Here is an 11,803-nt window from a genome sequence, read left to right as displayed (position 1 = left end):
CGTTGGTCAGGAAAATCACGCGATTGGTCAATAATTAAGGAAGTAAATTTAAATCCTGAGAAAAAAGAAGAAATGCGGGTGGCATAAAATTTAACTTGAGGCGACAACTAACTTGAAAAACTCCGCTTTACTATTTTTCATTACAGCTCTCCGTTGCTAATATCAGCTTTCAATCCATTTTTAGCACCAGACACTTTGTTTTTTACTATAGTCATCCCTTCCTCTAGAATATTTTTGATTATGATACTCTCTTTATTTTTCCAAATTACGTTAACCCTTTTCGAAAACAATTGATTGTTCTTATCGACGAGCCAAATCTTGTCGCCATCAATAGAAGATAAAGGAACTTTAAGTACATTTTTAAAAGTAGGTAAAGTTAGCTCTGCGGCCACAAATTCATTTATCATCAGCGTTCCACTGTCATTATCTACAGTTAGATAAACACTTTGTAGTTGGCTAGTTAGCGCTTGTGTTGGAGGTATTTGAGATATATGGGCATTAAAAAATGTATTATCGTCTCGATAAACCTTAAACCTTAAACCTTAAACCTTAACCCGCTGACCAATAGACAATACTGAAGCAACATCGTGAGGTATTGATAAGCTTACCCTAAGCTCAGAGAGTTGAGCAAAAGTACCAATCTTATCTCCCTTTTTAACAAAGTCGCCTTGGTAAGCGCTCTTTTCTAAAACGACGTAGTTTTCTTTAGATTGAAATTTACAACGTTCTAAATTTTTTTTTTGCGAGTTCTAGGTTGCTTGTTGCAATTAAAATATTAGCTTTAGCTATTTCTAATTGAGGCTTTCGCAACATTAATGATTCTTGTAGTTTTAAATTAGGGCTGTCTTTTTTAGGTCTAACCCTTTTGTATTCACTTTTCGAAAAGCGTTGCTCACCGAGCTCAAGCTTTAAGTTAGCTTCTGCTACTTTAAGCTCTCCCAATCGAGCTTGTAGCTGGTTTTTATAGTCCTCATCATCAATATGATAAATAGTTTCACTCCTATTTACTCGACTACCAACTTCAAAATTATTATTAAGGAATAAAATTTCACCTTCGACTTGTGCAAATAAAGTTAGAATATTTGGTGTTTCTATTCGGCCATAAGCTTGATAACTGGGTGCAAATTCTTGAGGTTTAGCCTTTAATATATTGACTACTAAAGCTTTGTTATTACTGGATGATAAAGGCAGTTTTGGAGGTGTTGCCAAAATAATTAATGCACAAATTGCTACGCTAAAAGTAATAAGAACAGTGATTATTTTCACTTTATTGACTTGCATTTCTAGTCCCTAATTTTATTGAGAAGGAAGTTGTTTTTTCTTTCGTTAGAATTTTTAGTAAATACAAACCTATTAGCTAAAAGGTAGTTACTTACCAAACCGGCCATAATTCCTAAGCAAAAAGCGAAGTGAATTAAGAAAAGCTCTTTGGCTATCCAAAAAACTATTAAATTGATTACGCCAGATAAATGAGCTGCGAACATGTGCTTACTCCATTGTTTTACAGCGCTTTCATAAGCCTGGTTATTGAAGGTGTAAACTCTATTACCTAACCATGTTGTGCTAGCTGCTAGCCAAAATGCTATTGCGCGTGCGGTTATAATTGAATCGATATGATTTACTAAAATAAAAAAAATAAAACTATCAACAATGAACCCTGCACCTCCTACAAAACAAAATTTTTTTAGTTGCTGCATTATTAAGCATTAAATAATTAATCGTAGAGCCATTATTAATTAGAAGATGTCTATAAATTGTCTTGATGCATTGACTTTTTATAGACTCAGGTTGTTTTAAGCTTGCTTTGTAAAATTATTGGAGAGCTTAATGAAACTGGTCGAACACCCTAAGTCTGTTAATGAAGATATAACGCTGAGCATCATAGTGCCTGTTTATAACGAGCAAGAAATGCTGCCTATCTTTAATCACCACCTATCGAAAGCTCTAAGCTTGTTATTAAACGAGCATGTGGAAGTCATTTATATTAATGATGGAAGTACTGACGATAGCTGGAATGCAATGTCAAATTTAACCAATCATTATGCCGATATTGAATGCATTAACTTAAGTCGTAACTTTGGTAAAGAAGCCGCGATGACCGCTGGTATAGATAATGCTAGAGGTGAAGCTATTATTTTATTGGATGCTGATTTACAAGATCCACCTGAACTTATTCCTAAAATGCTAAATGCATGGAAACAAGGTTTTGATGTTGTAAATATGAAACGGTCATCCCGCTTAGGTGAGTCACGCTTAAAACGTTGGAGCGCTCACATTTATTACAGGTTACTTGACCATTTATCTGAGGTTCCATTACAAAAGGACGTAGGTGATTTTAGGCTATTAAGTAGAAGAGTTGTTGATGATATAAAGAAATTATCAGAAAGAAGCCGCTATATGAAAGGAATTCTTTCATGGCCAGGATATAAGCAAACAACAATTAGTTTTGAGCGTCCTGAACGCGTTGCAGGAGAGACAAAGTGGTCTTTCTTTCAGCTGGTAAAGTTAGGCCTATCTGGCATTACAGCTTTTAGTGTAAAGCCTTTACAAATATCGACCTGGGTCGGCACTTTAATATCTACATCCGCATTTTTTTATGGCTTATGGGTTGTTGCCAAGACTCTATTCTTTGGAGAAACCGTTGCGGGTTACCCTTCGATAATGTTGACCCAGTTATTCTTAGGGGGAGTTCAACTGATAGCTATAGGCGTCTTAGGTGAATATATTGGACGTATTTATGCTGAGACCAAAGGGCGTCCTATATATTTAATAATGGATAAACAAAGCCAAAAGAGTCAGAACGGCATGGTGAAAAAACATGGCTGATAAAATAAATTCTACAGTATATTGGGCTTTAGCAATTATTATTTCCTTGATCGCTATAAGGCTTGTCTCACTAGGACTTTTCCCTCTCTACGATACAACTGAGGCTAGGTATGGGGAAATGGCTCGTATCATGGTAGAAACTCGTAACTGGGTTACCCCTCAGTTTGATTACGACGTGCCATTTTGGGGGAAACCTCCAATTCAAACCTGGCTGAGTGCCATTAGTTTTAATTTTTTAGGTATAAATGAGTTTACTGCTCGTTTACCTCACTTATTGTGTGGTTTATTAACCTGTTACTTGGTCTTTCGATTCACATTATCCCTGACGAATTTAAGTAAAAGTGTTTTATCTATATTGGTGCTAGTTTCTAGCTTAGGGTTTATCGTTGCTATTGGCATGGTTATGACGGATAGTGCTTTGCTTCTTGCTTATACCCTTGCAATGTTTAGCTATTGGCAATGCTATGCTCAAAAAAACCAACTTTATGGCTATTTATTTTTTGTCTCTTTAGCGCTCGGTATGCTAATTAAAGGACCTGTTGCTGTCGTGCTTATAGGGATTTCACTCGTTGTTTGGAGCGCTTGGCAAGGCTGCTTTAAAGTAGCTATAAGACGCTTGCCTTGGGTAAGTGGGATGTTCGTTTTTTTAGGTCTAACTTTACCTTGGTACATTCTAGCCGAAATACGTACTCCGGGCTTTTTAGAATATTTTATAGTTGGTGAACATATTCAGCGATTCCTTGTATCTGGATGGGAAGGCGATCTTTATGGCACAGCGCACGTTAAACCTAGAGGTACAATTTGGTTTTATTGGTTACTGTGCGCAAGCCCTTGGTCATTTTTAGCTTTAGGACTACTATTCAAAAAAGAAAATATTAAAAAAGCACTTAGAAAAGAACCCGACCAGCCAAATATAAATAAGTACCTTATTTGTTGGGTGATTTCGCCACTATTACTATTTACTTTAGCTGGTAATGTGTTGCCAATCTATGTGCTACCTGGTTTTAGTGCATTAGCTATACTGATAGCCTTAAACATAAAATTTACTAAGCTATGCAATTACTTGGCTTTATTTACGGTTTTAACCTTAATAGCTATGTTAAGTGCACTGCTAAAGGGTGCATGGGAGCACAAAAGCGAACATAAGCTACTCGAATTACATCAAAAATCGTTTAAAGAAGCCCCTTTGTATTATTGGAATAAACGCCCATTTAGTGGACAGTTTTATTCAAATGGTAGAGCTAAACAAATAAATGAAAAAGCATATTTACGAGACTTAGTTAACAGTAGTGGAAAAATATATATTGCTATAAAGCAGGACGAGTTTATTATTTTTAAAGATTTATTTGACGTTCATTGTGTTGTTGAAGAAAAATCCACTGTACGTTACCTATTAGTATGCAACGATAAATTTGAAAATAAGGTGTCTATTGAAAATTCTACTGATTGAAGATTGTCATACTGTTGCCGAAGTTATATTTGATTACTTTGAAGGTTCAGAGTTTGAATTAGACTTTGCAGCGACAGGCACGTTAGGTCTTGCATTAGCTCAGTCAAACAACTTTGACTGTATTATTTTAGATATAATGCTTCCCGGTATTGATGGTATAACAGTATGTCATCGGCTTAGAGCTGAAGGATATGATACTCCTATCATAATGCTTACGGCCAGAGATACCGATAGTGACATGTTACAAGGGCTCAAAATAGGAGCTGATGACTATATAGTCAAACCTTTTAATTTAGAACTTTTGGAAGCTAGAATAATAAATGCTGTTCGAAGGAGTTCAGGAAATGGCTTTGCAAAAACAGTTATTTTCGGTCCTGTTACAATTAATCTCAAAACTTGTCAGGTCTGGAGAGAAGGGAGTGAAATCAAACTGACCCCAACTTGTTTCAAAATTATGAAGCTTTTAATAACTAAAGCACCCAATGTAGTTTCTAGGCAAGAGATAGAGGATAGTATTTGGGGAGATGAGCTACCTGATAAAGACATACTTAGAAAACACATATACCAATTGAGACTCAAAATCGATAAGCCTTATGACAAAGATGTTATAGAAACTATACCTAAAACAGGATACAGATTGAGTGAGTGTAATGTTTAAAAGTAAACCAATTAGTCAAATAATTATAAAAGTATATCTATTGGGCGCTTTGATATTATTAGCCTTTTATGGATGCTTATTTTATTACACGGTGTTGTACACTGAAAATCAAGCCAGTGAACAGCGTTTGGCACTAAAAGCTCCCTATCACCTAAAACTTTTTCAAAAAAGCGAAAATACAAAAATAAAAATAAAAATAGATCCGATATTAACAATCTATAATACGTATGAAATTTTACCAAAAAAAATTAAAGATAAAATTAACGTCGACTGGCTGGGTATCCAAAGTATTCATTTTGATGACGACAGTGAATTCACTGTATTTGCGCAAAAAATAAAAATTAATAATGATGAAATTACTGCTTATGCCATTGAGGATGTCGACCAAATAGAGTGGGACGATACATACTTTGCAATTTTCCAAATTATGATACTTTCTTCAGGTGTGATTTTATTCATTGGCTCTGCATTTTTTATTATTAAAATGGCAAAGCGGATAAGCTCTCCGTTTTCAGAGTTAGCTGAAATGCTTGAATATGATTCACATGAAGTTAGTAAACCTTTATCTGTTAATGGAAAATTATCTTTTGAGTTAGAAATGATGCTTGCTAGCATTAATAGCTATCGTAAGCGAATATATTCTGCATTTATTAGGGAGCAAACTTTTACTAGGTATATTAGTCATGAACTACGTACTCCTATGACGGTGATTCGAGGCGGTGTAAGTGTTTTAAGACGAGCAAATAATGATAAGACTACAAAGCAATTAACTAGAATAGATGATGCTGTAATAGAAATGGAGCAGTTAACTCATATTTTCCTATTACTTGCTAGAGACGAAGTTTCAAATAGCAGTAACGTTTCAATATCAGACACGTTTATCGACAAAATAGTTAAGAACTTTTCCCCTACTATCAAAGCAAATCAAGTAAATTTCCATTATGACATACAGAATGAATTTTCATTACATGCGCACCCATTACTATTTTCAGCAGTAGTATGTAACTTATTAAAAAATGCTATTAATTGCAGTATTGAAGGTAGTGTAAATTTATTTATTTCTGAACAAAGAATAGATGTTATTGATGATGGATTAGGCCTAAATGAACAACCTCGCGGCTATGAAGGGTTTGGTATAGGCCTCAAAATTGTTCAAGATATATGTGAAAAATACCAGTGGACATTTAACATATCAAATAATATGGAAAAGGGCTGCACCGCTTCAGTGATTTTTAAAACTTAGGGGATTAAATTTATGCTAATCCACCCTCATAGCTTAGTTCTTAAGGAACACAGATCGTGTGACTTCCTATTTTAAAACGGCACATGTCATTATTTTTTTCAATGGATTGCCGCTTACAATTTACCGCTAGTAGCTTAAGTACACGGTGTACCTTACGATTACACTGTGTTTGCTCTATGCAATCCAGAATATCATCCAGCCAAAGATAACTGCACTTACTCGCTCTAAATGTCGAGATCGCACACTTAAATATCGTCGCTGCACTATGGCAGATAAACCGCTTGATAAGTGTTTGCAGTATGCTCAGCCAAACCAGCGATTCTGCAATGTGTGGGTCTCTTGTGATGAATCCCTTAAGGTTATTCCATGACTTTAGCTCTTTGAAAAGTAACTCGATTTGCCAACGAGTCGCGTATATATCGAGTAACTCATCAAAGTTAAACTGTGTTTCTTTTAAATTAGTAACAAGGAAAACAGGGCGTTTTTCATCGGGTAGATAAATAAGCCTGTACTCGGGTCCATTTTTCTTCCAGCGTACTGTTAACTCAAGTGGCTGACTAGCACGCTTTTTGAGCAATGTTTTGAGTTTAATATGCTTTTCTTTAAGCTCTACGCCCGCGCAATAAGCAGATGTGACGGTTGGGTTGATGTTTTTATTCGCTCTAACCAAAAAGTAGCCGCCATCTTGAGATACTTGCTCAAAGTAATCTAAATCAAAATACCCTGCATCAGCAAGTAATAACGTATCTCCAAGTGTGTGACTACCCGGTAAAAAGGCTCGCTCGGTTTCAACATCAGGACGGATATCTATTTCACAAGGCTGTTCGTTAAATAGGTCATAAGTAAGATGTAACTCAATTGCGGCAGGACTTATCGCAGTAAAGCGACCAGCAAAAACCGGAGCTAATTCATCATGTAGAGCAAATGAAGAGCCATCTTGCAATAACACTCGCAATATTCCTCGCTGGGTAAAAAAGGTTTTATCCAGCGTGTTTACAGTCAATTTAGACATCGCTTGAACAACGAGTTCACGGACTAGCTCAGTCAAGGCAGGTTTTCGAATTTGATTATGAAAAGGTTTATAACTTATCGTGCAATTGGCCTGCGTTCGCAGGTTCTGATGGATATCTGACAAGTTAGCGTCTTGCAGGCAAGATAAGCTTTTGAACACAGCTTTGAGCAGAGAAACGATCGACAGGCAACGGTGTCGAACTTGAAATCCGGAGGTTTTTGCAAGCTCAATGAGGTGTTTTTCTGAGATAAGGGCTTTTAATTGATTTGAAACTTGGTTAATCTGCATGTGAACTCTGTTTTTGGTCATGTTTTTATTGGCGTAACTATTTGATCATTAACAGAGTTCAACTTCAAGTTTTCTTAAGATCCAACCTATGAAATATCCTTAGTACAATTATAGGTTAGATACTAAGAAAATCTTAGCATAATATAATTTATAGCTAAGGTTCAAATAGAAACTCCAATATCTCTAATGAAGTTCTGTCTTTAGATTAATCCGATCAAAGGGAGGAGCGTCCAACTTAATTAACATAGTCTAAGAAAGCAGGTTGATGCAATTGAGCTACTCGATTATCCTCTTCTGCAAGGCTGGGTCTGTGATTGTGCAAATATCAGTCCTTCCCATCATGCGATAGCGATTTTTGGCTATCCATCTGTAAAGTTTATTTTGCATCGAAATAGGTAATATCCTCAAAACTGTCAATAAACTCCCTAACCCGCCAAGCCGCTCACCCACTTTGATAATCGCTTCCATTGAATAGTAGGGTTTACCATTTTCTAGATATAACCAACTTTCAGGATTATCAGGAGATAGTCCGTAGTGGCGTAAAACACTACTTCCAAGTAGGCTACCAACTGGGCAAATCAGAAACTCCTCATCTTTGTCAAGTTTGGCAATCAGGCGGGCGCCTTTAGAGCATGCACCACAGGTCCCATCAACAAAAACTATGCAGCCAGAATCTTTAAATTTAGGCACTTCAGGTGACTCCCTGTGAGACCAAGCTTTCAATTTAGTCATGTTATTAAGCTTATTGCAGATGTTATGACTGCGGGGCTAATAAACAATATAAGTACAGACATCATATACAGACTGAATAGGTGGATATTCAGGAAAATCATAAAGCTCAAATGCATTAACATCGCTCCGCCGACAAACCAAGGACTCAACTCTGTGATCCATAGACCAGGTGCCAGTAATAGCTCAAAGATAAGAACTCCCCAGGTCATTATCTGAACCAAAGATTTCTTGAGTAAAAAGTTAGGAAACTTAAACAGTCGATACATATCATTGGACACAGCGTAATAAATAGCTGTACCTTCTCGCCAAGTTTTACCTTTCAATTTCCAATACATGGTATTGAAGTATATAAAACACAGCTGGATCTGCATCAATCTTTGTGCCCAAGGAGCCTGCTCGGCAGGAGAGTTATTTAAGTTTTCGGGTAGATTAAATAGCAGAGCATCGAGTGACAGCGTATTTCCGCATGGTGTAAAAATAAGCAAGAAACACATCACTTTTGCCACTGCATCGCCTCCATTCGTTAAATGATCGGTACGACTTACAATTGAACGCGTGGTAATATATGCGAGTACGGCACTCAGCGGTGTTAAAAAACCTATAATCAACATGATGATGGCAGTGAGGTGAACAGCCATAATGAGCTGTGCAGACCTCATTGTTCCCGGTAAATACAAGAACAAAGACATTGATACGCCACCTGCTCGTTTAACATATCTATTATATTCAGTCAGGCCTGCTGGCCCCAAATAAAGCTCTGCTCGGTTTTGCAAATATATGGCATCAGTCAATAACACGCAGCCAAAAATAATGCGAAATACCGCGATCGGATAAACAGAGATTGGAGCAAAGAAAAAATTGTTCCACGCTTCAAGTAAAGTTTCAATAGGCATGTTTAGTCCTCACCAAGGTATGGATGAAAAGTAAATATTAGCTCTTTTTTAGCCTCCAAAATTTCACTCTGCGCTTCAATTGGAGGTGTGTCGCGAACGATGCGGAAAAGCTCTATTTTGGTCCGTTTGACCCTGCTTTTGTAAGTGCGTTGTATATATTCAATAAAATCGCGTTTTATTTGTTTGTCAGCCTTGTTTGCAGTGACTTGAAAATAAAACTTCAAAACTTTTTTATACTTTAGTTTTTCCCAAATTTTTAGTTCGTTATAAGGGATTGGTTCCCAGTTCGATTTTGAACCGTCTTCGTGGGTGAAAACTACCATTGGCCACATGTCTCTCATGGGGGGGTCTGGTGTAAACATAGTCCACTCAACATTTAAGCCTATCCAAGCGAATGGCCGGTACACTTTAGGGATGAAATAACGTCGTATGGCATTGTGTCGTTCACAATCCCAGAAAAAAAACCAAAACAAAATTACTATAATAAATAGGTTAGTTAACCCATGTATAAATAGTTCAATGTAGTATGCCACTAGTAAACCTCAGTTGTTTTTAAGAATGAATGATCAGATAGAGTCAGTTGCTGCAATGTGGTAGAGAACTTTACGAGCTCTGAGGGAAAAGGCCCTCCGACTTGTCTAAATAGAGTTCCTTTAACATTCTTCAGGAGTGCTTCTTTCCACGGGGAGTAAGCGACGTATAACTGACCACCTCGACTATAGATAGCGATGCGACCAACTTGATTATTGCTATATACACCCACTAACGCGTCATAGTTTTTGCCAGAATGGCGCTCAAAGGCGGTGTGTGTACTTTGGCAAAACTGATGAGGCCCAGCGTTAATCCAAGTAGTGCCACCGGACGTTTGGATAGACCAAGGGTATTTTGCCAATCTACCATTTTCTGTAATTAACCCTCGCTGACCTTTAGCGATAACTCGAGACAAAACGTCAGTGCCAACAGCCGCTTTTAACTCGCCTTCTTTTAGTACAATTTTTAATGTGGTACCTTGGTGATCGAAATACTCACCTACTAAAGCGTTTTTATCTGCAGGGGAGTGACTTAGCTTTACGTCTGTATTTCGTGTTAAGTAATGACTGGCAAATTCATTTATTATGTGAAACAGTTCATCTCCAGCTGAGGCTCTATTGACTATAGCGACCAATGCAAAGCCTTTTTCTGGCACCATATAAATTACACAGCTATGGCCTAAGTGTTCAGCTGCTTCAAATACTAAATTTCCCAGCTTTGAGCTAGCAAACAGTAACCCCATACCCCGAGAAATGCCATTGTCAATAGAGTTGTGGCTAGTAAACAGTAAATTGAGACTGATTTCAGTTAATAACTTTGTTCCATTGCATCTTCCACCTGTAATTAAGCATTGAAGTAGCTGCATGATGTCACGCGTATTAGAATGCATATCTGACGATGACGGCGGCGTACTAATTAAGGGCATTGGTTCACATGTAAACGGTGACTTACTGGCCTTAGTAAAGCAGGACAGCTGATGTGGCCTAGCAAATATCAAATCAGGTTCAGGTACGCCGAAGCCTGTACTTTTCATATCTAGCGGCAAAAAGATGGTTTTTTTAACAAAAAGCGTATAAGGCGTCTGAGTAACCAGCTCAATAATTTGGCCTAATAAAACAAAGCCCAAGTTTGAATATTTAATCGGGTTACTGTCACGTTTTCCAAGTGACATGAGGTCTCTATTGTTTAAGGTTGCTGCTATTTCTTCTTCACTTGGGGAAGAACCAATAAAAGCACCTCTAGGTAAACCTGCTGTATGCATCAACAGATCTTTTACGGTCACTGGTGATTTTTGACTTTGAGCCCAGTGGGTTTTTTTTAGGTAAGATAAGTACTTTGTTGCAGGCGCGTCGAGTTCTAGCTGTTGATTATCACATAAAATAAGCACAGCGATTGCTGTAATCAACTTGCTAATAGAGCCTACCTTACTAATAGCGTCGCTGCCAAAGGTAGACTCCGTAGCAAGCTCAGACATTTTATCATGTTCTATCAGGCGTACGCTCATAGAGGGAAACCCCATCAGCACTTTGCCATCTTGTAGATATTGATATAGATTAGAATCCATTTTGTCTTTCGCTCGCTAGATGGCTTATTTAGGTAAACTCAAAGCTGGCTACACTATTGAAAACATTAGCTTCAGCAATTACAGCCACTGCTGCAGAGGGGCTACCTGAGATATCAAAGCTGCCCATGTAATCAAGCATACTTGGAATTCCCGCAGTATTTGTTACGTTGCTAAGACCACTTTTAAGCGCTTTTTGATTTCCCGCATCCCAGCTCTTTTCAAAAGTCACCGCATCTACAGCATTATTGTCTTTTTTACCCAAGTTTTGAGCATAAGACAAAACCATGTATTCCTGAGCATCACGCTGATTCGCGTTGTTTACTTTAGGGCAATCACTAGAAGCGGCAGCATCACATGGGTACGTTTTTAGCATTTCTGTCTTAAGGGCACTCCAATATGTAGATGGAGTTGATTCACTACTGGGTTTGTTACTGTTTTTCAATGCATTAGCAATTGCTTCATTTGCTTTCTCTAGTGCTGTTCCAGCTAGAATTAGAGCTAGGTTTTTCAGCCTAGATGAAGATGCCGCGTTCAAGCCACCTTCTGCGGCAGCATCAGCAGCAGCATCAGCGGCAGCATCAGCAGCGGCATCAGCGGCAGCATCAG

At 37.7% G+C, this 11,803-nt stretch carries 13 protein-coding genes and 1 pseudogene; 4 read left to right on the top strand and 10 right to left on the bottom strand.

The genetic code is table 11. The features are described from left to right. Positions 1-140: 140 nt before the first annotated feature. From H5201_RS21360 to H5201_RS21345, 4 genes and pseudogenes are all read right to left on the bottom strand, one after another. Positions 141-407, bottom strand: a complete 267-nt coding sequence (locus H5201_RS21360; protein ID WP_182740893.1) for a hypothetical protein — start codon at positions 405-407, stop codon at positions 141-143. Positions 408-542: 135 nt separating this feature from the next. Then, a pseudogene (locus tag H5201_RS23585) lies at positions 543-686 on the bottom strand (hypothetical protein); the annotation flags it as partial. Positions 687-717: 31 nt separating this feature from the next. Continuing rightward, on the bottom strand, positions 718-1,281 hold the full coding sequence (locus H5201_RS21350) for a hypothetical protein (protein WP_182740894.1): 564 nt from the start codon (positions 1,279-1,281) through the stop codon (positions 718-720). Between the two features lie 2 nt (positions 1,282-1,283). After that, the gene (locus tag H5201_RS21345; protein WP_182719601.1) at positions 1,284-1,697 is read right to left on the bottom strand and encodes a GtrA family protein; all 414 of its coding nucleotides are present in this window, start codon (positions 1,695-1,697) and stop codon (positions 1,284-1,286) included. A 130-nt stretch (positions 1,698-1,827) separates the two neighbouring features. Between H5201_RS21345 and H5201_RS21340 the strand changes: the two genes are divergently transcribed. The 4 genes from H5201_RS21340 to H5201_RS21325 are packed head-to-tail and all read left to right on the top strand — an operon-like array spanning position 1,828 to position 6,177. Next, positions 1,828-2,826: a glycosyltransferase family 2 protein gene (locus H5201_RS21340; RefSeq protein ID WP_182719600.1), complete on the top strand. Its 999-nt coding sequence runs from the start codon at positions 1,828-1,830 to the stop codon at positions 2,824-2,826. Then, on the top strand, positions 2,819-4,276 hold the full coding sequence (locus H5201_RS21335) for a glycosyltransferase family 39 protein (RefSeq protein ID WP_182785346.1): 1,458 nt from the start codon (positions 2,819-2,821) through the stop codon (positions 4,274-4,276). Before H5201_RS21340 ends, H5201_RS21335 begins: the two co-directional genes overlap by 8 nt. Further along, positions 4,257-4,934, top strand: a complete 678-nt coding sequence (locus tag H5201_RS21330; RefSeq protein WP_182719598.1) for a response regulator transcription factor — start codon at positions 4,257-4,259, stop codon at positions 4,932-4,934. Before H5201_RS21335 ends, H5201_RS21330 begins: the two co-directional genes overlap by 20 nt. Then, positions 4,927-6,177: a HAMP domain-containing sensor histidine kinase gene (locus H5201_RS21325; RefSeq protein WP_182785345.1), complete on the top strand. Its 1,251-nt coding sequence runs from the start codon at positions 4,927-4,929 to the stop codon at positions 6,175-6,177. The genes H5201_RS21330 and H5201_RS21325 overlap by 8 nt, the downstream gene beginning before the upstream one ends. Before the next feature lie 40 nt (positions 6,178-6,217). Here H5201_RS21325 and H5201_RS21320 read toward each other — a convergent pair whose 3' ends face one another. The 6 genes from H5201_RS21320 to H5201_RS21295 form a co-directional block, all read right to left on the bottom strand. Next, the gene (locus tag H5201_RS21320; RefSeq protein ID WP_182785343.1) at positions 6,218-7,477 is read right to left on the bottom strand and encodes an IS4 family transposase; all 1,260 of its coding nucleotides are present in this window, start codon (positions 7,475-7,477) and stop codon (positions 6,218-6,220) included. A 276-nt stretch (positions 7,478-7,753) separates the two neighbouring features. Next, complete coding sequence (locus H5201_RS21315; RefSeq protein ID WP_182719595.1) at positions 7,754-8,209, bottom strand: thiol-disulfide oxidoreductase DCC family protein; 456 nt, start codon at positions 8,207-8,209, stop codon at positions 7,754-7,756. Then, on the bottom strand, positions 8,206-9,102 hold the full coding sequence (locus tag H5201_RS21310; protein ID WP_182719594.1) for an HTTM domain-containing protein: 897 nt from the start codon (positions 9,100-9,102) through the stop codon (positions 8,206-8,208). Before H5201_RS21310 ends, H5201_RS21315 begins: the two co-directional genes overlap by 4 nt. Positions 9,103-9,104: 2 nt before the next feature. Beyond that, on the bottom strand, positions 9,105-9,464 hold the full coding sequence (locus H5201_RS21305; RefSeq protein ID WP_220491396.1) for a hypothetical protein: 360 nt from the start codon (positions 9,462-9,464) through the stop codon (positions 9,105-9,107). A 170-nt stretch (positions 9,465-9,634) separates the two neighbouring features. Next, positions 9,635-11,197: a serine hydrolase gene (locus H5201_RS21300; protein WP_182785342.1), complete on the bottom strand. Its 1,563-nt coding sequence runs from the start codon at positions 11,195-11,197 to the stop codon at positions 9,635-9,637. Between the two features lie 28 nt (positions 11,198-11,225). Further along, positions 11,226-11,803, bottom strand: a 578-nt coding sequence (locus tag H5201_RS21295; protein WP_182785341.1) for a hypothetical protein, incomplete at its 5' end; no start/stop codon positions are given.

The sequence above is a fragment of the Pseudoalteromonas sp. SG43-6 genome (assembly GCF_014164365.1).
GTDB classification, from domain to species: domain Bacteria; phylum Pseudomonadota; class Gammaproteobacteria; order Enterobacterales; family Alteromonadaceae; genus Pseudoalteromonas; species Pseudoalteromonas rhizosphaerae.
This window is presented reverse-complemented; position numbering and strand designations above follow the sequence as displayed.

Coding starts and splice junctions, on each gene's coding strand:
- H5201_RS21300 (WP_182785342.1), bottom strand. CDS start 11,197: ATGGATTCTAATCTATATCAATATCTACAAGATGGCAAAGTGCTGATG.
- H5201_RS21310 (WP_182719594.1), bottom strand. CDS start 9,102: ATGCCTATTGAAACTTTACTTGAAGCGTGGAACAATTTTTTCTTTGCT.
- H5201_RS21350 (WP_182740894.1), bottom strand. CDS start 1,281: ATGCAAGTCAATAAAGTGAAAATAATCACTGTTCTTATTACTTTTAGC.
- H5201_RS21345 (WP_182719601.1), bottom strand. CDS start 1,697: ATGCAGCAACTAAAAAAATTTTGTTTTGTAGGAGGTGCAGGGTTCATT.
- H5201_RS21335 (WP_182785346.1), top strand. CDS start 2,819: ATGGCTGATAAAATAAATTCTACAGTATATTGGGCTTTAGCAATTATT.
- H5201_RS21315 (WP_182719595.1), bottom strand. CDS start 8,209: ATGACTAAATTGAAAGCTTGGTCTCACAGGGAGTCACCTGAAGTGCCT.
- H5201_RS21325 (WP_182785345.1), top strand. CDS start 4,927: ATGTTTAAAAGTAAACCAATTAGTCAAATAATTATAAAAGTATATCTA.
- H5201_RS21305 (WP_220491396.1), bottom strand. CDS start 9,464: ATGTTTACACCAGACCCCCCCATGAGAGACATGTGGCCAATGGTAGTT.
- H5201_RS21360 (WP_182740893.1), bottom strand. CDS start 407: ATGATAAATGAATTTGTGGCCGCAGAGCTAACTTTACCTACTTTTAAA.
- H5201_RS21340 (WP_182719600.1), top strand. CDS start 1,828: ATGAAACTGGTCGAACACCCTAAGTCTGTTAATGAAGATATAACGCTG.
- H5201_RS21320 (WP_182785343.1), bottom strand. CDS start 7,477: ATGCAGATTAACCAAGTTTCAAATCAATTAAAAGCCCTTATCTCAGAA.